At 72.1% G+C, this 21,485-nt stretch carries 17 protein-coding genes; 4 read left to right on the top strand and 13 right to left on the bottom strand.

The features are described from left to right. Positions 1 to 223 precede the first annotated feature (223 nt). The 6 genes from ABZS42_RS24725 to ABZS42_RS24700 all read right to left on the bottom strand — a co-directional run bounded on the left by ABZS42_RS24725 (position 224) and on the right by ABZS42_RS24700 (position 5,783). The gene (locus ABZS42_RS24725; RefSeq protein ID WP_355149054.1) at positions 224 to 868 is read right to left on the bottom strand and encodes a response regulator transcription factor; all 645 of its coding nucleotides are present in this window, start codon (positions 866 to 868) and stop codon (positions 224 to 226) included. Then, a complete protein-coding gene (locus tag ABZS42_RS24720; protein WP_355149052.1) occupies positions 859 to 1,989 on the bottom strand; it encodes a histidine kinase in 1,131 nt (376 codons plus the stop codon). The genes ABZS42_RS24725 and ABZS42_RS24720 overlap by 10 nt, the downstream gene beginning before the upstream one ends. After that, positions 1,986 to 2,777: a DedA family protein gene (locus ABZS42_RS24715; RefSeq protein ID WP_355149050.1), complete on the bottom strand. Its 792-nt coding sequence runs from the start codon at positions 2,775 to 2,777 to the stop codon at positions 1,986 to 1,988. Before ABZS42_RS24715 ends, ABZS42_RS24720 begins: the two co-directional genes overlap by 4 nt. A 141-nt stretch (positions 2,778 to 2,918) precedes the next feature. Beyond that, the gene (locus ABZS42_RS24710; RefSeq protein WP_355149048.1) at positions 2,919 to 4,412 is read right to left on the bottom strand and encodes a serine/threonine-protein kinase; all 1,494 of its coding nucleotides are present in this window, start codon (positions 4,410 to 4,412) and stop codon (positions 2,919 to 2,921) included. Positions 4,413 to 4,547: 135 nt separating this feature from the next. Next, positions 4,548 to 5,435, bottom strand: coding sequence for a helix-turn-helix transcriptional regulator (locus ABZS42_RS24705; RefSeq protein ID WP_355149046.1), 888 nt, complete (start codon positions 5,433 to 5,435; stop codon positions 4,548 to 4,550). A gap of 108 nt (positions 5,436 to 5,543) precedes the next feature. After that, a complete protein-coding gene (locus ABZS42_RS24700; protein WP_355149044.1) occupies positions 5,544 to 5,783 on the bottom strand; it encodes a DUF397 domain-containing protein in 240 nt (79 codons plus the stop codon). A 255-nt stretch (positions 5,784 to 6,038) separates the two neighbouring features. Here ABZS42_RS24700 and ABZS42_RS24695 point away from each other — a divergent pair, with 255 nt between their 5' ends. Together ABZS42_RS24695 and ABZS42_RS24690 are read left to right on the top strand one after the other, a co-directional pair. Further along, positions 6,039 to 6,686, top strand: a complete 648-nt coding sequence (locus tag ABZS42_RS24695; RefSeq protein WP_355149042.1) for a GGDEF domain-containing protein — start codon at positions 6,039 to 6,041, stop codon at positions 6,684 to 6,686. A gap of 220 nt (positions 6,687 to 6,906) precedes the next feature. Next, positions 6,907 to 8,079: an acyltransferase gene (locus ABZS42_RS24690; protein WP_355149040.1), complete on the top strand. Its 1,173-nt coding sequence runs from the start codon at positions 6,907 to 6,909 to the stop codon at positions 8,077 to 8,079. 26 nt (positions 8,080 to 8,105) lie between these two features. Here the strand turns inward: ABZS42_RS24690 and ABZS42_RS24685 are convergent, their stop codons facing one another. The 3 genes from ABZS42_RS24685 to ABZS42_RS24675 all read right to left on the bottom strand — a co-directional run bounded on the left by ABZS42_RS24685 (position 8,106) and on the right by ABZS42_RS24675 (position 9,594). Further along, positions 8,106 to 8,579 (bottom strand): SRPBCC family protein, encoded by a 474-nt coding sequence (locus ABZS42_RS24685; protein WP_355149038.1) that lies wholly within the window; start codon positions 8,577 to 8,579, stop codon positions 8,106 to 8,108. Next, complete coding sequence (locus tag ABZS42_RS24680) at positions 8,563 to 8,907, bottom strand: metalloregulator ArsR/SmtB family transcription factor (RefSeq protein ID WP_355149036.1); 345 nt, start codon at positions 8,905 to 8,907, stop codon at positions 8,563 to 8,565. Before ABZS42_RS24680 ends, ABZS42_RS24685 begins: the two co-directional genes overlap by 17 nt. Before the next feature lie 192 nt (positions 8,908 to 9,099). Continuing rightward, positions 9,100 to 9,594, bottom strand: coding sequence for a type II toxin-antitoxin system PemK/MazF family toxin (locus tag ABZS42_RS24675; RefSeq protein ID WP_355149034.1), 495 nt, complete (start codon positions 9,592 to 9,594; stop codon positions 9,100 to 9,102). Between the two features lie 136 nt (positions 9,595 to 9,730). Here ABZS42_RS24675 and ABZS42_RS24670 point away from each other — a divergent pair, with 136 nt between their 5' ends. Continuing rightward, positions 9,731 to 10,333, top strand: a complete 603-nt coding sequence (locus tag ABZS42_RS24670; RefSeq protein WP_355149032.1) for a DUF4291 domain-containing protein — start codon at positions 9,731 to 9,733, stop codon at positions 10,331 to 10,333. Between the two features lie 39 nt (positions 10,334 to 10,372). Further along, complete coding sequence (locus tag ABZS42_RS24665) at positions 10,373 to 11,611, top strand: serpin family protein (RefSeq protein ID WP_355149030.1); 1,239 nt, start codon at positions 10,373 to 10,375, stop codon at positions 11,609 to 11,611. A gap of 71 nt (positions 11,612 to 11,682) precedes the next feature. On the opposite strand, the gene ABZS42_RS24660 is transcribed toward ABZS42_RS24665, so the two are convergent. From ABZS42_RS24660 to ABZS42_RS24645, 4 genes are read right to left on the bottom strand one after another with little or no spacing between them, the layout of a single operon-like run. Further along, positions 11,683 to 17,202 carry an amino acid adenylation domain-containing protein gene (locus tag ABZS42_RS24660; RefSeq protein WP_355149028.1) on the bottom strand — a complete coding sequence of 1,840 codons (5,520 nt, stop codon included), beginning with the start codon at positions 17,200 to 17,202 and terminating at the stop codon, positions 11,683 to 11,685. After that, positions 17,199 to 20,321 (bottom strand): amino acid adenylation domain-containing protein, encoded by a 3,123-nt coding sequence (locus ABZS42_RS24655; protein ID WP_355149026.1) that lies wholly within the window; start codon positions 20,319 to 20,321, stop codon positions 17,199 to 17,201. Before ABZS42_RS24655 ends, ABZS42_RS24660 begins: the two co-directional genes overlap by 4 nt. Beyond that, positions 20,318 to 20,506, bottom strand: a complete 189-nt coding sequence (locus ABZS42_RS24650; protein WP_355149024.1) for an MbtH family NRPS accessory protein — start codon at positions 20,504 to 20,506, stop codon at positions 20,318 to 20,320. Before ABZS42_RS24650 ends, ABZS42_RS24655 begins: the two co-directional genes overlap by 4 nt. Further along, positions 20,506 to 21,459: a TauD/TfdA family dioxygenase gene (locus ABZS42_RS24645; protein ID WP_355149022.1), complete on the bottom strand. Its 954-nt coding sequence runs from the start codon at positions 21,457 to 21,459 to the stop codon at positions 20,506 to 20,508. The genes ABZS42_RS24650 and ABZS42_RS24645 overlap by 1 nt, the downstream gene beginning before the upstream one ends. Positions 21,460 to 21,485: the final 26 nt, after the last annotated feature.

The raw sequence follows: 21,485 nt of genomic DNA, 5'->3' as shown, positions 1-21,485 counted from the left end.
CCGCGCCCGCGCTTCTTCCCACCTCCCGGAACCATTTCGTGGCCGGCGGTACGCGCGAACCTTGGACCCTTCACGGTCGCCACGAGCGGTAACCGTCCAAGATTCGTCGTCTGCGCCGCCCCTCCCCTACGCCCGGCGCATGGTCAACTCGACTTCCATGAAGTCGGGGCAGCCACGCGTCCCAGACACCCCGACGTCAAGGAACCCGAGTCGATCAGACGGGTCAGGCGGATAGATAGCGGAGGATCGCCAGCACTCTGCGGCTGTAGCCGGTGACGTCGGACAGGTCGAGCTTTTCGAAGATCGCGTTCACGTGCTTCTCTACAGCGCTGAGCGATACGTGCAGCCGCTCGGCGATCGCGGCGTTCGTGTGGCCTTGGGCCATGTGGTGCAGGACGTCCCGTTCGCGCGCGGTCAGCCGGCCGAGCGGATCGGTGCGGTCCGAGCCGGACACGACCTGGCGTACCACCTCCGGGTCCAGGGCGGTCGCCCCCGCGCACACCCGGTCCAGGGCGTCGAGGAAGTCGTCGACCTGGGCGACCCGGTCCTTGAGCAGGTACCCGACGCCCTCTGGGCGGTCGGCGAGCAGTCGGCTGGCATACCGCTTCTCGACGTACTGGGACAGTACGAGCACGGCGGTGTCGGGCCAGCGGTGGCGGATCTCCAATGCGGCTCGCAGACCGTCGTCGGTGTGGTTGGGTGGCATCCGGACATCGGTGACGACCACGTCGGGGCGTTCGCGATCGACCGCTTCGAGCAGCTCATCGGCGCTGCCGACGGAGGCGACCACAAGGTGGCCCTCCTCGACGAGCAGCCGTGCCAGCCCCTCGCGCAGCAGCGTGGAGTCCTCGGCGAGCGTCACGCGCACGGCAGTTCCGCCAGTACGGTCGTCGGCCCGCCGGCCGGGCTGTCCACGCGCAGTCGCCCGTCCAGCGCGGCGACCCGGCGGGCCAGCCCGGACAGGCCGCGGCCGGAGGAATCCGCACCGCCCGTGCCGTCGTCCCGCACGCGCATCCGGATCGCCCCCTCCCGCGGCTCGATGTCGATCGTGACCAGGTTAGCCGCGGCGTGTTTCGCGGCGTTGGTGAGCGCCTCGCAGGCCACGAAGTAGAGCACCGTCTCGATCTGCCGATCGGGTCGTACGGGCAGGTCGCACCGGATCCGTACCGGCACGGTGGAGCGTTGGGCGACCATGCCGAGCACCTGCCCGAGGTCGCTCTCCTCAAGGGCGGAGGGATAGACCCGCCAGGCCACCTCGCGCAACTCCTCAAGCGCCCGCTGCACGTCCTCGTGGGCCTGCTTGACCAGGGCGTACGTCCGCTCGGTGTCCTGGCTGCGCCGCGCCCGGCCGAGCAGCATGCCGAGCGCGACCAGCCGCTGTTGCAGTCCGTCGTGCAGATCCCGCTCGATGCGCTGGCGTTCGGCGTCCACGGCGGCGATAACACCCGCCCGTGTGCTGGCCAACTCGCGAACCCGGTCCTCCAGCGCCGCTCGGGCGCCGCGGTCGAGCAGCCACCGGGCGATCCGGACGTCCAGCGCGCCCACGCTGCCGATGGCCTGCACGTTCAACATCAGCAACACCATGCCGATGACGACCTGCAGCAGGAACTCCGACACGGACAGGTCACCGCGCACGGTGGCGGACAGCAGGATCCAGGCGAGCACCGCACCGATCGCCAGCAGCAGGTACGCCAGCGCGCCCAGCGCACCCGGGAGCAGCCGGGCCGCGAGATAGGTGACGTCCCGCCAGCCGGCCGTACGGATCGGAGGCAACTCGGTCGCGCCGAGCAGCTCGGCGAGCCGGCGGCGTTCGAGCCGTACCAGCGTCGTGGCGTACCGCGGGATCAGCGTGCCGGCCCGGCGGCGGGCCGGCGGCACGAGCACGGACCCGGCGGCGGCCACGGCGGCAGCCAGGAGGAAGGCCAGATCCCCGGCGGCGGTCAGCGCGCCGGCGGCGACGCCGGCCCCGACCCGGACAGGGTGGGTCAACGTGCCCCACCGTGCCCGCCGTCGTCCCAACCGCCACTGCGGTAGAGGGTGCCGCGGCCGCTCGGGTCGGGCACGCCCGTCCCCGGGTTGCGGGCCGTCGCCGGTTCCGGCTCCCGGCCGGCGCGGCGGGCGCGACGCACCCGGGTCACCACGAACCAGGCGACCGCCGCCGCGCACACCACGATCACGACGTTCTGGAGTACGCCGACGTACCCCTCGACCAGGTGCCAGTTGTCGCCGAGCAGGTAGCCGGCGAACACGAACGTGCTGTTCCAGATCAGGCTGCCCAGCGTCGTGTAGAGGGCGAAGATGGCGATCGGCATCCGCTCGACGCCGGCCGGGATGGAGATCAGGCTCCGGAAGATCGGAATCATCCGCCCGAAGAAGACCGCCTTGACACCGTGCCGGATGAACCAGGCCTCGGTCCGGTCCACGTCGCTGAGCTTGACCAGTGGCAGCTTCGCCGCGACCGCCCGGATCCGGTCCCGGCCGAGCGCGGCTCCGATCCCGTAGAGGGCCAGGGCGCCGAGCAGTGAGCCGAGCGTCGTCCAGAAGATCGCCCCGAGCACGCTCATCCGGCCCTGGCCGGCGACGAAACCGGCCAGCGGCAGGATGACCTCGCTCGGGATCGGCGGGAAGAGGTTCTCCAGCGCCACGGCCAGGCCGGCGCCGGGTCCACCGAGCCGTTCCACCAGGTCCGTGACGTAGCCGACGATCCCGTCCTGCGGCGGTTGGGCGTCCGCCGCGAGACCTCCCGAGGCGAGCAGGGCGTGCGCGGTTCGAATCATGGGTCAACGCTACGAACTGTTCCTGGGAGGCGACCATGAGGATGGCCTTCCAAGCGTGCGGTGAAGCCACAGCGCCGGGATGCGGAAAACCGCATCCCCCGGCGACCGGCGGCGCGGGACGCCGGACCGGGTCGGGAAGGCTCAGTGGTCGCCGCGGCCGACGTGCACCTCTACGCGTTCCAGCAGGTCGTCCAGCCGGTCCGCCGTCCCGGAGGAGAGTTCGTCCCGCTCCGCCGCTTCGGCGATCCGTTCGCGCAGTTTTCGCACGTGCTTGGCCCGGTCCTTCGGCTTGCCGCGGACCAGGTCGGCCAGTTGGTCGCGCAGGTCGTCGGCGGTCCGCCGGTCGACCTGGCCCTGCGCCTGCGCCTGTACGAGAAGTGTCACGAACTCGGTGGCGAGCTGCCGCAGGTCGATCGGCCCGGGCGCCTCGGTCGTCGGTGCGGGTGGGGACGCCGACGTCAACGGCGCCGGCGGCGGCTCGGGGGCGGCGGAGGCCGAGGGTGACTGGGGCGTGGCGCTCGCCGTACCGGCGGCCGAGGGTGTTCCCCGGTCGTTGTCGAGGGCGAGCATCACCCCCAGGGCGAAGACGAGCACCAGAGCGGCGGCCATGATCGCGGCGAATGGGCTGCGGGATCGCCGTCGCGGCGCCGGTACGGCACGCCGGGGCGCGCTGGGCGGTTCGTCGATCAGGGTGGGGGCCTGCGCGGACGCGACAGTCGCCCGGCCGGCCGAACTGGGTCGCAGGGCGGCGGTGGCCGGGTCGGCTGGTGAGTTGTTCAGGACCGCGGTGGGCGGGTCGGCGGGGACGGCGCCGAATCGGTTCGCGAGCTGCGCCGCGCTGGGCCGCCACGCCGGGTCCGCGGCGAGGCAGGAGAGGACCAGGTCGGCGATGTCGGCCGGCAGTCCGGGAACCTGCAGCGGCGGCACGGGCCGGTGCCGCTGGTGCACCTCGACCGCGTCCTCCCAGGTCTGCACGGGCAGCGGCGGGCGGCCGGTGAGGGTGCGGTAGAGCAGCGCGCCGAGGGCGTACACGTCACTGGCCGGGTCGGGTGGTCCGGCGGAGAGCCGCTCCGGGGCGACGTAGGCGGGGGTGCCCATGAGCAGTTCGGCGGTCTGCCCGGCGAGCGGGTGGTGCGGGCCGGCGAGCGTGGCGATGCCGAAGTCGAGGACCTTGGCGCCGGTCTCGGTGAGCATCACGTTGCCCGGCTTGATGTCGCGGTGCACCACTCCCATCCGGTGCGCGGCGGCGAGAGCGGAGGCGACCTGCCCGGCCGTCCGGACCGCCTCGGGCCACGGGAGCGGGCCGCCGGCGACCCGGTCGGCCAGGTTGTGGCCGTCGACCAGTTCCATGACGAGGTACGGCACGACCTCGCCTCCGGGCAGGGTCGCCTCGCCGTAGTCGTACACCCGGGTGACGTGTGGGTGGGTCAGCCGGGCGGCGGCGCGGGCCTCGCGCCGGATGGTGGCCCGCAGCTCCGGGTCGGCGGCGAGTTCCGTGGCGAGGGCCTTGACCGCGACGGACCGGCCGAGCACCTCGTCGTCGGCGCGCCACACCTCGGACATCCCGCCGAGGCCGATGCGCTCGCGCAGGACGTACCGATCGTGCAACCGGAGTGCGGACGTGAACGGCGACATGGCCGTCCAGTCTGCCTGGCCGCCACCGTGCGCCACCACTTCCCGTGCCCGATTCCGCACCGGCTGGCTCGCTCGTACCCGGATGGCCGGTGTGAGATCGGCCCGGCACACGAATCCGGGGTGGCCGCGCGGCGGTCAGCCCGGATAGAGGTCGTCGCGCAGGCGCGTGAGCAGCTGCGGGGTACGCTCCGGCGGCTCCGCCTCGACGCAGAGCCGCTCCATGGCCAGCGCGTAATGGTCCAGGTCGTCACGCTTGTCGAGGTAGATGGCGCTGGTCAACTGCTCGATGTAGACGATGTCGGGCAGGTCCTGGTCGCCGAAGCGCAGGATGCTGAACGCTCCTCCGGCGGCGGCGTGCCCGCCGGCGGTGAACGGGATGATCTGCAAGCGGATGTTCGGCGACCGGGTCGCCTCGATGAGCGCGCTCAACTGGCCTCGCATCACTTCCGGGCCGCCGATCGGGCGGCGCAGCGCCGCCTCGTCCAGCACGGCCCACAGCTGCGGTGGGTCCGCCCGGCGCAGCACCTCCTGGCGCCGCACGCGCAGACCCACCCGCCTGTCGATCTCGTCGGGCGCCGCCGTGCCGTGCCCGAGCAGCACCACCGCCCGGGCGTACGCGGGGGTCTGCAACAACCCCGGAACGAACTGCACCTCGTACGTGCGGATCAGCGCCGCCGCGGCCTCCAGGCCGAGGTAGGACTGGAACCAGCTCGGCAGCACGTCGCCGTACCGGTGCCACCAGCCGGGGCTGTTGGCGTCCCGGGCGAGTTTGAGAAGTACCTCCCGCTCCTCGTCGTCCTTGACGCCGTAGAGGGTGAGCAGGTCGGCGACGTCGCGTTCCTTGAAGCCGACCCGGCCGAGCTCCATCCGGCTGATCTTCGACTCGGAGGCGCGGATCTCCCACCCGGCGCCCTCACGGGTGACCCCGCTGGACTCACGCAGGCGGCGCAGCTGGGCGCCGAGCAGCATGCGCAGCACGGTCGGCCCGGTCGTCGGGCCGCCGTCGGCGGGAACAATCGTCACGTGCCGACCTCCGCGTACCAGCGCGGTCGGGGCACCCGGCCCGACCGACCAGTAAGCATGCCACGGACGCGCGCAGAAGGTGTACCACCCGCGTACCGGCGGTGACGGTCAGGCGATCAGGTGGTCGAAGTCGCCGTCGCGGGCGCCGAGCACGAAGGCGGCGATCTCGTCGACGGTGTAGATGAGCGCGGGTCCGTCCGGGTAGCGCGAGTTGCGTACGGCCACGCCGCCACCCCCGGGCAGCTCGGCCAGCTCAACGCAGTTGCCGCTGGGGTTGCTCCGGCGGCTCTTCTGCCAGTCCAGCGGTGGGAGCTGGTCGGCGGGGACACCGTTAATCGGCTGCTGCATGAGGAGGGGTCTTTCTGTTCAGGAGCCGGCCGATGCCGTGGGGAGGAGCGGTGGCGGCGCGGAGAGAGTGTCGACATCGGACGCTGCTGCACGTGCATCTGCTATTGCATCTGCATCGGACGGCGAGCATGATAACCCACGTGAACGGTACTTATCTGTTCACGTTGAGTTACCTAACCTGGGCCGTGACCAGGGACAACGAGGGCCCGCCCGGGCATGTCGGAACCCGGGCGCTGGCGTGACGGGAGGGCTCGGGTGCCGGATCCGGTGAGTGTGGCGTCCGGCATCTGCGCCGCGGGGGCACTGATCTCCTCATGGCAACTGCGCCGCCGAGCGCTACGGGCCGAGGCCGAGATAGAGCACCTGCAGGCGGAACTCGCCGCCGAGCGGCACGCCGCCAGCCACGACCCGCTGACCGGCCTACCCAACCGCCGCGCGTTCTATCGACTGGCTGCGGCGCTGCTCACCGACGCCTCCGGACGGTCGGTGGTGGCCGTGGTGCTCGACCTGGACGACTTCAAGCAGGTCAACGACCAGTACGGGCACGCGGCGGGCGACCAGGTGCTGATCAGCATGGCGGAGCGGCTGGCCGCGTTCGCCGGCGACAACCTCGTGGCCCGGCTCGGTGGTGACGAGTTCGCCGGACTGCTGGTCACTCCGACCCTCGACCGGCGCTGGATCGACCACGCCAGCCGGCGGCTCTACGAGATGCTCGCCGCGCCCATCTCGATGGGCGGTTTCACCCTGCGGGTCACGGCCTCGGTGGGCCTCGCGCCGGTCACCAGCCCGACCCAACTGCCCGAGGCGCTACGCCAGGCGGACGCCTCGATGTACCGGGCGAAGAGTCTGAACTCGGGCCGGCAGACCCGTCAGCTCGTCGACATCGGACACTGGCCGGAGTGACCCGTACGCCCGGCCACCCCGGAGTTCGACAGGCCTGGGCGGTGGATGCCGACGGCGACGAGCACGCGTCACCTGGCTGATCCTCCCCGGCGCCACCGGGACCACCGTGGCGCGGCTGCTGATGCCGCCCGTGCTGACGAGTACCCTGCCGCGGTGGCGAAGACCGGCGTGGGCCGGTGACGCCGGCGGTAGCCGAGCAGACGTCGCAGTGGGGAGCGGGATGAACGCCAGCGTGGTGGGCGAAAGCGCGGTGCGGCCGGGTGCGGCCGGCCGCGCCGTTGAGCCGGCCGGCGCCGGAACAGGGCGGGATCGGTGGTTCGACACGCTCCGCGCGCTGGCGCTGCTGCGGGTGATCATCTACCACGTGTGGGGCTACGCCTGGTTGAGCATCGCGTTTCCCGCCATGGGCGTGATGTTCGCGCTCGGCGGCTCGCTGATGGCCCGGTCCCTGGACCGTACGTCCGTTCAGGCGGTCCAGGGCCGGCTGCGGCGGCTGTTGCCCGCGTTTTGGATGCTGGGCGCGGTGCTCGTGCCGGTGATGGTCTGGCAGGGCTGGCCGGATCGGCCGGCGTGGCCCGGGCTGTTGACCTGGCTGGTGCCGGTCGCCCAACCGGCGGGCAGCGCCTGGGCGCAGGACGTCACCGGAGTGCTCTGGTACCTGGTCACGTACCTCTGGCTCGTCCTGCTCTCCCCCGCGCTGCTCCGGCTCTATCGCCGGTGGCCGCTGCCGACCGTGCTGCTGCCCCTCGCAGCCGTCGTACTGCTGCAGACTACCGCGCCACCGTTCACCGACCAGGTCCACGCGGTCGTCTCCGACCTGGCCACCTTCGGCGCCTGCTGGCTCGTCGGCTTCGCCCATCGTGACGGTGCGCTGCACCGCGTTCCTCTGCCGGCGCTGTTCCTCACGGCGGTGCTGTGCCTGGGGATCGGGGTCGGGGTCGGGGTCGGGGTCGGGGTCGGGGTCGGGGTCGGGGTCGGGGTCGGGGTCGGGGTCGGGTGGACGGTGACGCACCCCGCGGACGGCTTCGATCTGAACGACATCCCACCCGCCCAGGCGTTCTACTCGCTGGGTTTCGTGCTCCTGCTGCTGCGGGCACGACCCCCGATGGCCTGGCTGGCCCGGGCCCGGCCGCTGGACCGGCTGGTCACCTGGCTGAACAGCCGGGCCCTGACCATCTACCTCTGGCACAACGCGGCGATCGCGGTCTGCTTCGTCGTTGGCGACCAGATCGGTGCCTGGCGGCTGGGGCAGGTCGGATACCTGGCGGTGGCGCTCGTACTGCTATTCGTCATCGTGCTGCTCGTCGGCTGGGTCGAGGACGTCAGCGCTCGACGGCGGCCCCGGCTGGTGGGTTGGCCGACCCACACCCCCACGGCGGCCACCCGCGCCTGACCCACGTCGGGCGCCGGCACAGCACGTCAGCGCAGGGTGGCCAGGTGCCTCTCCAGTGCCGCGTACGACTCGGCCGCGCCCTGCGTCATTCCGGTGTCGAGCATGCCGTCGCGCTCCTGCTTCGTGTCGAACCGGCTGGTGCCGGTGACGACGGTCCGGCGGTCCTGCTCGGTGAAGGCGAGGGTCTCCACCACCACGTGCCCGGGCATACCCTCGTACTCGAAGGTCTGCACGATGCGCTCGGGCACCACGATCTCCCGGAACTCGCCCCGGAACGCGTAGGAGTTGCCGTCCTTCGCGTGCTCGACGAACCGGTACCGGCCACCGACCCGAAAGTCGATCTCGACGTCGAGCGGGTTGCCCCGCCCCCACCACTGCTTCAGGTGCTCCGCCTGACCGTGTGCGGCGAACACCAGTTCTCGTGGCGCGTCGAAGGCGCGGGTGAGGGTGATCTCCTGGTCCGACGGCAGGTCGATCGCGAGGTCACTGAGCTGGCTCATCGTCTTTCCCCTTCAGGTCGTTGAGGTAGTCGTCCAATGTGTCGTAACGGTCTTCCCAGAGCCTTCGGTACTGGTCGACCCACTCGGCGAGGGTGCGCAACGGAGCCGGCTCCAACCGGCACCGCCGCCACTGCGCCTCCCGGGTGCGCACGATCAGACCGGCCCGCTCCAGCACGTTGAGGTGCTTGGAGATGGCCTGGACGCTCACCGGGAACGGCGCCGCCAGCTCGTTGACCGTCGCCTCGCCGGCCGCCAGCCGAGCGAGGATCGCGCGGCGGGTCGGGTCCGCAAGGGCGGCGAACACGGTGCTGACCGGATCTGTTGTCATCGCCTTCTCTCAACCACTTGGTTGATAAACCGATGAGTTGAATATACGTCACGGATGCACCCGGTCAAGCGGAATCCGGTCTTTCCATCGCGAGGTCCAGCAGGCCGGACACCACCGGCCGCACCGCCAAGGCGCTGGCCCTCAACAGCGCAAAGAGGGCCGACAGCCGGGCGTCGGGTGGCCCGGCCGGGATCAGCGCCAGCCGTAGCCGGCGCGCAACGCCCTGCCGACCCGCTCGAAGCGGGCCCGATCCAGGATCGCGCCCTCGCGGCGGATGCTGTCCTCACGCATGGTCAGTACCCGATCCAGTCGGATCCAGCTGGGCCGCATGTCCCGATCCCAGTCACCCGGGCCGAGCGCGAGCCAGTGCCGCTGCCCGTCCCGGGCGCTCTGACTGGACAGCATCAGCCCGAACAGGGTGCGGCTCTTGCGGCCGACCACGAGCACCGGACGGTCCTTGCCCTGGCGCGGGTCGTCCTCGTACGGCACCCAGGTCCACACGATCTCACCCGGGTCGGCCTGCCCGTCCAGCTCCGGGGCGTACGACAGCTCGCGGCGCTGAAGCGCGGCGACGTGACGCCGACGCGCGACCTGAGCCGGCGTGGGCTCCGCACGTCGCTGGCGGGGAACCATCGCTCCACCGGCCCGGCTGATGCGTGCCGCCATGCTTTTCAACAGACCTGCCACGGCCCGGAAGCCTATCTGTAACGGCTCCCGCGAGCTGAGTCAGGGAACCGTCCGTAGCCGTGGCCCGCTTCGAGAGCCGGCTCGGCCGCAGGAAATCCGCTGGCCTCGAGGCGCGGGATCACCCAGCATCGGCGGCATGACAGTCCCTCGGCACCAGATCCGGGCGCTCTTCGACGACGAAACGGTCACCGTGTACCAGGCGTACCGGCTGGAGATCGCGGAGCCAGCGCTGGCCGCGGGGCGCTTCGTACCCCCGTTCAAGCGTGAGCGCATGACGTGGATCAAGCCGTCGTTCCGTTGGATGATGTACCGCTGCGGCTGGGCCACCAAGCCCGGACAGGAACGGGTGCTGGCTGCCCGGATCAACCGGGCCGGATTCGAGTGGGCGCTCGCGAACGCCTGCCTGAGCAGTTTCGACCGGAACCGGTACGCCGACCGCCGCGACTGGTCCCGGCGGCTCAAAGCCAGCCCGGTGCGCGTGCAGTGGGACCCCGAACGGTCACTACGACTCGCTGCCCTGCCGCACCGCTCGCTCCAGGTGGGGCTCACCGGCGAGGCCGCACGACGGTACGTCGACGAGTGGCTCGTCTCCCTCACCGGCGTGACGCCGACCGCCCGGGCCGTACGCGAACAACTCGACGCGGGCGACGATGCGGCCGCTGAGGCGCTACTGCCGCCGGAGCTCCCGTACCCACTGCCCGCCCAGGTGGCGGAGGTCATCGGCGCCGACCCGGAGTGACGGGCTGACGCCGGCGCGGTCGGCGGGCACAGTGGAGCGATGATGGTTTCTACCGGGCCCGTGGCCCGATACGCGGAACGGATGCACCGCCTGATCGGCCCCGGGCACCACATCGCCTCCCCGCTCGGCGCGTGGCTGCTGCTCGCCCTGGTCGGCCCGGCCGCCACCGGCCGGACGCGTACCGAGTTGGAGGAGGTGCTCGGCGCCGACGCCGACCGGGCCGCCGCGACGGCACGGACGCTGCTGGACGCGCCGCACCCGCTGGTCGCCTCGGCCAGCGCGCTGTGGGAACGCACCGCGATCGACGCCCTGGCGCAGTGGCGGGCCGCGCTGCCGAAGAGCACCGAGACGGGGCCGCTGCCCGAGCAGGCGGCCCTGGACGCGTGGGCGCGGGAGCACACCCTGGGCATGATCGAGAAGTTTCCGCTCACCGTCGAGCCGGACACCCTCCTGGTCATGGCCACGGCACTGGCCACCCGGATCACGTGGGCCACCCCGTTCCAGGTGACGTCCGCCGACGCGCTCGGGTCCGGCAGCGCCTGGGCGGGCCAGCTGCGCCGGGTGCTGCGCACCCCGTGGCACGGCCACACCTGCTGGATCGCCGGCACCGCCCGGGCCGGCGACGTGGCCGTGCACGCCGCGCAGGCGAAACCGGAGACCGTCGACGGCCGCTCGGCCGGCCTGCTGGTCGTCTCGGTGGCCGCGCTGCCGGAGGTGCCCGCGTCCGACGTGCTCGCCGCCGCCCACGAGGTGGCGATCAACGCGACGACGTCCCCTGGGAGGGGGCGTCGATCCCTCTACGACCTGCCGCTGGGTGAGACCCCGCTCTGGGCGCTGCGCGAGGAGCAGAGCCGGGCGTTCGGGCGTGAGGAGCGACTCAGCGCGGTGCTTCCCTGCTGGACGGCGGACAGCCGGCACGACCTGACCACGAAGGGCCTCGGCTTCGACCGGGCAGTGGGCGCCCTTGGTGAGCTGATGGGTGCCCCGGGTATGGGCTACGAAGCGGCTCAGGCCGCGACGGCCCGCTACGGCCGGTACGGCTTCGAGGCAGCCGCGGTGACCGCGCTCGCCGCGGTTGCCGGTATACCGCCGGAAGCCGTCGTACGCGTTGCCGACCTGCGTTTCGGCCACCCGTACGCCGTCGTCGCCGTCGCCACCGACACCCGCGACGGTTCACCGGCCGGGCCGTGGCACGGCGTGCCGGTCTACTCGGCGTGGGTGGCACGGCCGGAGGAACTGCCCGAGGCGGACCTGGCCGATCGACCCGACCTGCCCTGACCTGCCGTCGCGACCGATCGGCGGGGCGGCGGTGGGGGCCTCCGGTCAAGGCAGGAAGCCCCCACCACCGCTCACGCCGCTACCAGCGCCTTCTCCTCCCGTTCGGCGGCGCGGGCGGCGATACGCCGCTCCCGCTCCTGCGCGCCGACCAGGTCGTCCGGCAGCGAGTCCTCGACCTCGAGGTCGAAGCGACGCAGCAGCCGGATCGCGAAGCCACCGATAGTGATCAGCACCAGGGCCGCGCCGAAGCAGACGTACGCGAAGGCGATCCCCCGCCCCGGCCCGGTACCGATCACCGTGCCAACCGAGCCGGCCAACGCGCCGTCCGGGGCGAACATCGGCTCGAACAGGCCGGTGGCCGCCGGGGCGAGCAACGCGAACCCGATCGGCAGGGTCGACCAGGAGATGGTCTGGTTCAGGCTGAACACCCGGCCGTGGAACCGCTGCGGCACCTTGACCTGCACGATGGTGGCGTAGATGGACTGCGCCGTGGTCATCGCCGTGGCCAGCCAGAACACGCCGACACAGATCATCACCAGCGAGGCGTCCAGGCCGATCAGGACGCAGCCGATCGCGGTACCGAGGTTGGCGACGAGCACGCCGATCATCCGCCGGCGCCGAGGGCCGCCCCAGAGCGACATCAGCACGCCACCGGCGACCGCGCCGAGCGCCTCGGCGAGCGCCACCTGCGCCACCTGGGTCACGGTGCCGAACGACAGCACCAGCGGCGTGATGAGCACCAGCGCCGGGGCCAGGAAGATGTTCCCGAGCGCGAAGTAGCCGAGCATCAGCCGGAACCCGCGGTGCTGCCAGGAGTAACGCAACCCGTTGGCGATCGCCACGAGCAGCCGCTCCCTCGGCCGCCAGCCCAGCGCGTTCGGGAAGCGGACCAGCGCCAGGGTGAGTACGGCCAGCACGTAGCTGGCCACGTCGAGCAGCACGATGCCCTTCAGCTCGATGGCGGCCAGCAGACCGGCGGCGAACACCGGCATGAGCAGCATGGCGAAGCCGTTGGAGAGCTGCGTGATGCCCATCGCATGCCCGAGGTAGCGCTTCGGCACGAGCTGCGGCACGGCCGACTGGAACGCGATCCGCTGGAACGAGCCGGCCACCTGGCTCAACGCCACGAGACCGTAGATGTGCCACAACGCCAGACTGTCCGTCCAGAGCAGCACGGCGAGCACCACCTGCACACAGCCGGCGCTACTGCTGGCGATCATCATGATCTTCCGCCGGCTCATCCGGTCGGTGATCGCCCCCGCGACAGGCAGCATCAACACGCCGCAGAGCAGCGCCAGCGCCCAGAGCAGACCCAGGTCGGCCACCGATCCGGTCCGGTTGAACAGCCAGATCGGCAACGCGAACGCGGTCAGCGCCGACCCGGTGGTGGAGACCAGCTGCCCGGCGGTGACCGCGACGAAGCGGGCCATGCTCGGCTTCACCGTGTCGGGTTTGGGCTGCTTCTCGACGTCGACGGCCAGCGTGTCGTGGACCGCCCAGCTCGCGTCCTCGCCCCGCGCCTCGCGGCTGAGTTCGGCGACCGTCCCGTCGCCGACGGCGCGGTGCGTGCGGGTGACGATCTCCGCCAGCTCGTCCGCCCGGTACTTCAGGAAGAAGTGCCCGGCCTGGTCGAGCACCACCAGCGCCAGCGTGTCGCTGAGGAACTGCCACTCCGCATACCGCTCGGTGTAGTAGTCGGTGACCGGGTCCTCGGAGCCGACCACCGAGACGATCTGGGCACGCAACTTCGTCACCCGACGGTCGAGCAGACCGGTGAAGTACTCCTCCGAGGCGCGGGAGTCGGCCCGCATGTTGCTGATGATCCGGTCGGCCTGCTCCGGATCCAGCTCGTCGGTGTCCACCCCCATCGACTTCAGCCAACTCGCGTAGTGCCGGTTGCTGCGCAGCGCCTCCAGCCGGGTCCGGACCGCCGCGAAGAGCCCCTTCGGGCGGGCGAACGGGAACATCGCGCCGATGTAGAGCGCCTCCAGCTCACGGCCGGTCGCCTCCACCTTACGGGCCACCTCGGTCACGATCGCGCTGCCGACGCCGCAGTGGCCGTAGAGCACGATCGGGCCCTCGACGCGTTCGAGGATCTCCTCGGCCACCCGCGTGGTCAGCTCGTCGAAGGGCACCGCGTCCTCGCTGAGCCCGACGTCGTGCCCCGGGATGGCCAGCGACCAGAGCGCGTGCCCGGCCGGCAGGGCGTCCGCGAGGGGTTGGTAGACGATCGCGCTGCCGCCGCCGTACGGCACGCAGACGTACGACACGACGCGCTTGTTCGCCGGGATCGGCTTGGTCAGCTCGTAGAGCAGCCGGCGCGGCCCCTCCTCGCCGGTCGCGCCGGACATGAAGGCGGCCAGTTCCCGGATGGTGCGTTGCTGGAACAGGTCCATCACGCCGACCGGCCGCCCGCCGTGCTCGGCCTTGCGGATCTTCGCGACCACCTGGGTGGCGAGCATGGAGTGCCCGCCGAGGTCGAAGAAGTCGTCGTCGATGCCCAGCGTCGGCACGCCGAGCACGTCCGACCAGATCCCCGCGAGCAGCCGTTCGGTGTCGTCGCGTGGCTCCACCAGCGCCACCGACGCCTCGCGGGTCACCACCGGCGCGGGCAGCGCCCGGCGGTCCAGCTTGCCGTTGGGGCTGAGCGGCAGCGCGTCGAGGGTCACGAACGCGGCGGGCACCATGTACTCCGGCAGCGTCTCCTTCAGCGCCGCCTTCACCTCACCGTGCTCGGCCGTGCCCACCAGGTAGGCGGTCAGCCGCTTGTCGCCGGGGATGTCCTCCCGGACGATCACCGCGGTCTCGGTCACTCCGGGCCGCTCGCGCAGCGCGCTCTCGATCTCACCCAGCTCGATCCGCAGACCGCGCAGCTTGACCTGGTGGTCGACGCGACCGAGGAACTCGATGACCCCGCCGGGGCGGTCCTCGCCGTCCGCGCCGGGCGCGAGCCGCCAGCGTGCCAGGTCACCGGTGCGGTACAGCCGGGCGCCCGGCTCGCCGCAGAACGGGTCCGGCACGAACCGCTCAGCGGTCAGCGCCGGCCGGCGGTGGTAGCCGCGGGCCAGCCCCACACCGCCGATGTGCAGCTCACCGGCCACCCCGACCGGGCACTCGTTGCCGGCGGCGTCGAGCACGTGCAGCCGCATGTTGGTGATCGGCGCGCCGATCGGCACGCTGGTCAGACCGGCCAGCAGCGCCGGGTCGCAGTGCCAGGAGCTGACGTCGATGGCCGCCTCAGTCGGGCCGTACAGGTTGTGCAGGCCGCACCAGGGCAGCCGGGCGGTGAAGTCGGTGGCGGTGGCCGGCGGCAGCTCCTCGCCGGAGCAGATCACCCGACGCAGCGCGGTCGCCGCCTCGACGCCCTCCTCGGCCAGGAACACCGTCAGCATCGACGGTACGAAGTGGGTGGTGGTCACCGCCTCGGCGATCAGCAGGTCCCGCAGGTAGCCGGCGTCCTTGTGCCCGCCAGGCTTCGCCAGCACCAACCGGGCGCCCTCGCGCAGCGGCCAGAAGAACTCCCACACCGACACGTCGAAGCTCGCCGGCGTCTTCTGCAACACCGCGTCGTCCGGGCCGATCCGGTACGTCCGCTGCATCCAGTCCAGCCGGTTGACGATGCCCCGGTGGGTGTTCGGCACCCCCTTCGGCCGGCCAGTCGAGCCCGACGTGTAGATGACGTACGCGAGGTGCTCGGGGCCGCTCGCCGGGGCCGGGTCGGTCGTCGGCTGGTCCGCCCAGGTCCGCTCGTCGTCGAGGACGAGCACGGTGGCGCCGGTCTCCGGCAGCACGCCACGCAGGTGCTCCTGGACCAGCACCAGCGGCGCGTCCGCGTCGGTGACCATGAACGCCAGCCGGTCGGCCGGATACTCCGGGTCCAGCGGCAGGTAGGCCCCGCCGGCCTTCAGCACGCCGAGCAGACCGGCGACGAGTTCCACCGAGCGCTCCGCACAGACCCCGACCAGGGTTTCCGGGCCCACACCGGCCGCGCGCAGCCGGTGCGCTACCCGGTTGGCGGCGGCGTTCAGCTCGGCGTACGTCACCGAAGCGCCCTCGAACCGGAGCGCCACCGCGTCCGGCGTACGGGCGGCCCGCTCCTCGATCGGGGCGTGCAGGGTCTGCTCACGCGGGAAGCCGGCGGCGGTGTCGTTCCAGGCCGCCAGCAGCTCCCGCTCGACCGGGGCGAGCAGGTCCAGCGCGGAGATCGGAGTGTCCGGCGCGGCCACCACGGCCCGCAGGAGCGTGCCGAACCGGTCGGCCAGCCGCTGCACGGTCTCCCGGGCGAACAGGTCGGTGTTGAACACCAGCTTGCCCCAGAGCCCGTCGACGGTCTCCACGGCGTGCAGCTCGATGTCGAACCGGGTGGCCCGCAGCTCCATCGGCGTCCAGGTGAACGTCACGGTGCTGTCGCCGGGGACGTTGGCGTACCGGCCGATGTCGTAGTTCTGCAGCACGAACATGGCCTGGAACACCGGCGACCGGCTGACGTCGCGCGGCAGTCCCAGCTCGTGCACCACCTTGGCGAACGGCACCTCGCCGTGCTCCAGCGCGTCGAGGACGCTGTGCCGGGTCCGCTCCAGCAGCTCGCCGAAGGTGGGCTCGCCGGCCAACTCGGCGCGCAGCGGCAGCATGTTGATGAACATGCCGACCACGTTCTCCAGCTCCGGGACGGAGCGGCCGGCGACCGAGGCGCCGACCACGAAGTCCTCCTGGCTGGCGTGACGAGCCAGAAGGACCTGGTACGCGGCGAGCAGCGTCATGAACAGCGTGCCGCCGTAGGAGTGGGTGAGCGCGTACAGGCCGTCCCGGGTCGCTCCGTCCAGGGTGAACTCGACGAAGTCACCACGGTAGGTCTGGGTGGCCGGGCGGGGCAGGTCCAGCGGCAGCTCCAGCGGGGTGACCCCGGCGAGGCGCTGCCGCCAGAACTCCAGGTGTCCCTGCGCAGCCGGCCCGGCCAGTTCCTGCGCCTCCCAGACGGCGAAGTCGCCGTACTGGACGGGCAAGGCGGGTGGCTCGGCCCCCCGGTACAGGGTGACCAGGTCACGTAGCAGCAGGTCCACCGACCAGCCGTCACCGACGATGTGGTGTTTGCCGAGGAAGAGCACGTGCTCCTCGGGCGCCAGCCGGATCAGCAGGGCACGAAGCAACGGACCGTGCGCCAGGTCGAACGGATCGGTCGAGGCCGCCTCAACCAGCTCCTGCGCCGCCGTCGCGTCGGCCGCGTCCACGACGGTGAGCGGCACCTCGACGGTCTGTTCGATCACGACGGTGGGCCGGCCGTCGGCGTCCGCCGGGAACCGGGTGCGCAGCGACTCGTGCCGCCGGGTCAGGCCGTCGAGCGCCGCGCGCAGCGTCGATACGTCCAGCGGGCCACGTACCCGCATCGGCACCGCGATGTGGTAGGCCGCCTCACCGGGGGCGAGCTGGTCCATGAACCAGACCCGCTCCTGGGCGTACGAGAGCGGCACCTGGGCGTCGGGCGGACGCACGGTGATCCGCGCCGCGGGAGCGGCGGACTGTCGCCGTCGCAACCGCTGCGCGATGAGCGCCTGCCGGGCGGGGTCCCGCGCCGGATCCTTCAGGTCGGTCATGAGGGCTTGTCCTTCTCCGCCGCCAGCAACGCGGCGACCTCGGTCTCGGAAAGCCCGTCGAGCTCAGCTGCGATCCGCTGCTCGATCAGGGCGGCCAGGTCGGCCACCACCGGGCTGGTGAACAGCGCCCGCATCGGCAGGTCCACGTCCACCTCGGCGCGGATGCGGGCCATCGCCCGCATGCCGCGAAGGCTGTTGCCACCGAGGACGAAGAAGTCGTCCAACGCGCCGACCTTGTCCTCGTGGAGGATCTCGGCGTAGACCTCGGCGACCAGCGCCTCGGCCTCGGTGCGCGGGGCGACGTACCCGCCGGCGGTGGGGGTGGCCTGCGGTGCGGGGAGCGCCGCGACGTCGAGCTTGCCGTTCGGGGTGAGGGGCAGCGCGTCGACCACGACGAAGGCGGCCGGCACCAGGTGCGCGGGCAGCTCCTGGGCGAGGTCCACGGCGAGGGCCGCCGGGTCGGCGGTACCGACCAGGTAGCCGACCAGCTCCGGCTCGCCGGAATCGGTGCGCACCACCACCGCCGCCTCCCGCACGTCCGGCCGGGCGAGCAGCGTCGACTCGATCTCACCGAGCTCGATCCGCATGCCCCGGATCTTCACCTGGTCGTCGCGGCGGCCGAGGTACTCCATCGTCCCGTCGGACCGCCAGCGGGCCAGGTCCCCGGTGCGGTACATCCGCTGCCCCGGCGCCCCGTACGGGCAGGGCAGGAAGCGCTCCGCGGTGCGGCCCGGCCGGCGCAGGTAGCCGCGGGCCAGCTGGTCACCGGCGACGTACAGCTCGCCGACCACCCCCGGCGGCACCGGGTTGAGCGCCGCGTCGAGCAGGTACGCGCGAGTGTTCCAGGTGGGACGTCCGATCGGCACCGGACCGGCGGGCACCGTCTCTCCCGGTGCGATCCCGGCCGCCACACAGCCGACGGTCGCCTCGGTAGGGCCGTACTCGTTGATCACCGCGACGTCCGCGTGCCCCTCCCGCCACCGCGCCAGCTGCTCGCCGGTGAGCGCCTCGCCGCCGATCACCAGGTCACCGGTGGGCGACAGCTCTGGCTCCAGCAGCGGCAGGTGGCTCGGGGTGACCTTGAGGAACGTCGGGCGGCCGCCCGTGCGGGCGGCGGCGTCGTCGAACGCGGCCAGCCGCACCGTGCCGCCGGCGGTGAGCGTGCCGAGCAGGCCGGTGACGGTGAGGTCGAACGAGACCGGCGAGTGCAGCAACGCGGTGCCGGCCAGCCCGGGGTAGGTGTGCCGGGCCCAGGCCAGGTAGGCGGTCACCGCGCGGTGCTCCACCACCACGCCCTTCGGCCGCCCGGTGGAACCGGAGGTGTAGAGCACGTACGCCGGGTGCTCCGGGCGCAGCGCGGCGAGCCGATCGGCGTCGGTGAGGTCGCCGTCGGCCAGTTCGGCGGCGGTGCGCGCGTCGAGCACCAGCGCCCCGGCCGGCACCAGCCCGGCGGTCTCCGCGGTGGTCAGCACCAGCGTCGGCTCGGCATCCTCGACCAGGTACGCGATCCGGCCGGCCGGGTAGCCGGTGTCCACCGGAACGTACGCGGCGCCGGACTTGAGCACCGCGAGGATGGCCACCACCAGTTCCGCCGAGCGGGGCAGCGCCAGCGCCACCCGACTCTCGGGGCCGGCGCCGCGGCTGACCAGCAGTCGGGCGAGCCGGTTGGCCCGGGCGTTCAGCTCGGCGTACGACAGCGCGACGCCCTCGTGGACCAGCCCGGTGGCTTCCGGGGTCCGCGCCGCCTGCCGCTCCAGCTCGTCCACCACCGTGGACGCCGGCAGCTCACGGGCGGTGTCGTTCCAGGTGACCAGCACCCGCTCCCGTTCGGCGTCGTCGAGCAGCGGCAGCGCCGAGACCCGCTGCTGCGGATCGGCGACGGCCGTGTCGAGCAGGCGGACGTAGCGGGCGACGACGGTCTCCGCGGTGGCCCGGTCGAACAGCGCGGTGCGGTAGACCAGGCGGCTGGTCTCGGCGGTGATGTCGAAGGCCAGGTCGTCCTTGGTGGTGCCCAGCGCCACCGCGTCCAGCCCGGAGTCCGGGATGTAGTTCAGCGCGGTCTGGAAGATCGGCTGCACCGACGGGTCGCGCTGCGGCGCGACCGCCTCGACGAGCCGCTGGAACGGGATCTGCCCGTGTTCCAGCGCGTCGACCAGTCCGTCGCGCACCCGGACGAGCAGGTCGCCGAACGTCGGGTCGCCGGTCAGGTCGCAACGCAGCGCCACCGGGTTGACGAACATGCCGATCAGCGGCGTCACCTCGGGGCCGTCCCGGCCGGCGGTGGAGACGCCGACCACCACCTCCTCCTCGCCGGCGGTCCGGGACAGCAACGCGGCGAACGCGGCCAGCAGCACCATGTACGGGGTGGCCGCCCGGCCGGCACCGAGCGCCGTCGCCCGGCCGAGCAGCCCTTCGGGCAGGTCGAAGCGGACCTCGTCGCCGGCGAAGCCGAGCTGGGCCGGGCGGGAGCGGTCCAGCGGCAGCCCGGTCGCGGCAGGCGCCCCGGCCAGACGCTCCCGCCAGAACGTGAGCTGCCGCTCCAACTCCGCGCCGGCGAGCTGCTCGCGCTGCCACACCGCGAAGTCGGCGTACTGGATGGGCAGCTCGGGCACCTCGGCGGGCGCGCCGGTCAGCGCGGCCCGGCTGAACGCGGCCAGTTCCGCGGTGAAGATCACCGACGAGTGGCTGTCGTAGACCGCGTGGTGCACCACGAACAGCAGCGTCACCCGGTCGTCGGCGAGCTGGTGCAGCCGGGCCCGCCACAGCGGCGGGGCGTCCAGCGGGATCGGCGTACGGGCGAGTTCGGTCAGCTCGGCGTCGTACCGCCGCTCCTGCTCGGCGCCGCTCAGCTCGCGAAGGTCGACCACGGGCAGCTCGAACCGTTCCGTCGAGCGGACCACCTGCACCAGCGTGCCGTCGTCGACCCGCAGGTGGGTGCGGAGCGTCTCGTGCCGGGCGACGACCTGGTTGAACGCGTCGGTGGCCTGCTCCGCCGTGACCCCGGACGGAAAGACCCACGGGTTGGAGATGTTGTAGACCGGCGAGGCGGTGTCGAGCTGGTTGGCGATCCAGATCCGCTCCTGGGCGAACGACGCCGGGAAGCTCCACTCCTTGGTCATGACGCCGTCTCCCGTACGCTGCGCGGGCGCATGTCGGTCCACACGCCGTCGATGTGTGCCAGGCACTCATCGCGGCTGCCGGTGAACCCGGCCTCGTGCCAGCCCGCGGGCAGTTCCCGGTCGCTCGACCAGATCGAGTACTGCTCCTCGTCGTTGCGGACGACGAGGAATCGGGGTTCGGCCATCAGATCGCTCCAGTGCTCTCGGGGGTGTACGGCTCGGCCATCGCGACGGCGATCCTGCGGGGGCCGGTGAACGGCTCACGACCGTGCGCCGCGGTCATGTTGTCCACCACCAGCACGTCGTCGCGCTGGTAGTCGAAGCGGACGCTCGCGGCCCGGTACGCGGCCCGCAGGTGGCCCATGACGTCGGCGGGGATCTCACCGCCGTCGCCGTAGTAGGTGTTCGACGGCAGGTCCTCGGCGCCGAACATGTCGAGCAGCCCCTCCTGGTAGTCCTTCGGAAGGGTGCTGATGTGGAAGAACGTCGCGTGGTTGAACCAGCGCGGGACGTCCGAGCCGGGACGGTGGTGTACGGCGTCGCGTACCGCCCGGGTGCGCAGCCCGCCCTTGCCCCGCCACTCCAGCTGGATCCGGTTGGCCGCCGCGTACGCCTCGACCTCGGCCCGGTCGTCGGTGTTGAACACGTGCTGCCACGGAGTCCCGAAGTCCTCGTGGAAGTTGCGCACCAGCATCCACCGGCGCCGGATGAACTCCTCCCGCACCTGCGGGTCGATCTCCTGGTACACCCGCCGTACGTCGGCCAGGGGCGTCGCGCCCTGCGTCTCGGGTGCGGTGATGCAGTAGAAGAACAACGTCAGCGGCCAGCGGGCCTGGTACGAGTTCTCGTTGTGCAGGAAGATCTCCTCGTCCGGCGGGTAGTCGGTCGAGGTGTAGACCTGGCCCTTGATGGCGTGCCGGGGCGACGAACGCTCCGTGTAGGTCAGCGGCTCCCCGGACAGGGTGCGGACCACCTGGTCGAAACCGTCCACCCCGCCCACGTCGAAACCGCGGAACAGCAGCCCGCCGTGCTCGACCAGGGCGGCGCGCAGCTCCACCCGACGGTCGGCGATGAGATCGGTGAGGGCTCGGCCGTCGTTCTCGACGACCACCGGCAGTGTGGCGATCGTGTCGCTCATGAGTCTCTCCAACTCCTGTTCTGGTT

Source organism: Micromonospora sp. NPDC005367, from assembly GCF_040606825.1.
Taxonomy (GTDB): Bacteria; Actinomycetota; Actinomycetes; order Mycobacteriales; family Micromonosporaceae; genus Micromonospora.
Note: the sequence above shows the minus strand (reverse complement) of the source record. Positions and strands in the feature narration are given on the sequence as shown.

Bases quoted from the DNA above. Each gene is read 5' to 3' on its own strand.
- ABZS42_RS24715 (WP_355149050.1), bottom strand. From the start codon at position 2,777: ATGATTCGAACCGCGCACGCCCTGCTCGCCTCGGGAGGTCTCGCGGCG.
- ABZS42_RS24710 (WP_355149048.1), bottom strand. From the start codon at position 4,412: ATGTCGCCGTTCACGTCCGCACTCCGGTTGCACGATCGGTACGTCCTG.
- ABZS42_RS24700 (WP_355149044.1), bottom strand. From the start codon at position 5,783: ATGCAGCAGCCGATTAACGGTGTCCCCGCCGACCAGCTCCCACCGCTG.
- ABZS42_RS24690 (WP_355149040.1), top strand. From the start codon at position 6,907: ATGAACGCCAGCGTGGTGGGCGAAAGCGCGGTGCGGCCGGGTGCGGCC.
- ABZS42_RS24685 (WP_355149038.1), bottom strand. From the start codon at position 8,579: ATGAGCCAGCTCAGTGACCTCGCGATCGACCTGCCGTCGGACCAGGAG.
- ABZS42_RS24680 (WP_355149036.1), bottom strand. From the start codon at position 8,907: ATGACAACAGATCCGGTCAGCACCGTGTTCGCCGCCCTTGCGGACCCG.
- ABZS42_RS24670 (WP_355149032.1), top strand. From the start codon at position 9,731: ATGACAGTCCCTCGGCACCAGATCCGGGCGCTCTTCGACGACGAAACG.
- ABZS42_RS24665 (WP_355149030.1), top strand. From the start codon at position 10,373: ATGATGGTTTCTACCGGGCCCGTGGCCCGATACGCGGAACGGATGCAC.
- ABZS42_RS24660 (WP_355149028.1), bottom strand. From the start codon at position 17,202: ATGACCGACCTGAAGGATCCGGCGCGGGACCCCGCCCGGCAGGCGCTC.
- ABZS42_RS24655 (WP_355149026.1), bottom strand. From the start codon at position 20,321: ATGACCAAGGAGTGGAGCTTCCCGGCGTCGTTCGCCCAGGAGCGGATC.
- ABZS42_RS24650 (WP_355149024.1), bottom strand. From the start codon at position 20,506: ATGGCCGAACCCCGATTCCTCGTCGTCCGCAACGACGAGGAGCAGTAC.
- ABZS42_RS24645 (WP_355149022.1), bottom strand. From the start codon at position 21,459: ATGAGCGACACGATCGCCACACTGCCGGTGGTCGTCGAGAACGACGGC.